The following is a 202-nucleotide window of genomic DNA, read 5'->3' on the forward strand; positions in this document are numbered from 1 at the left end:
TCGCGAGCAAGCCCGCTCCCACAGGGAATCTGTCTTGAACACAAATTCAATGTTCACTGAAGATCCAGTGTGGGAGCCTGAACATTCCGCTGCCGGAAGACACCGACATTTATATGCCGATGACTTCGCGGATCATTCAGTTAACGGTGCTGGATGTGCTGGCAACGGGAATGACCCTGCGCCGTGGCGTGGATTTCCAGCC

Annotated in this window: 1 pseudogene; it reads left to right on the plus strand. The window is 54.5% G+C overall.

Features of this window, described 5'->3' with window-relative positions:
- Positions 1-77: 77 nt before the first annotated feature.
- A pseudogene (locus AC4IHP_RS27970) lies at positions 78-202 on the plus strand (transcriptional regulator HexR); the annotation flags it as partial.

This window comes from Pseudomonas sp. UF-293 (genome assembly GCF_058245595.1).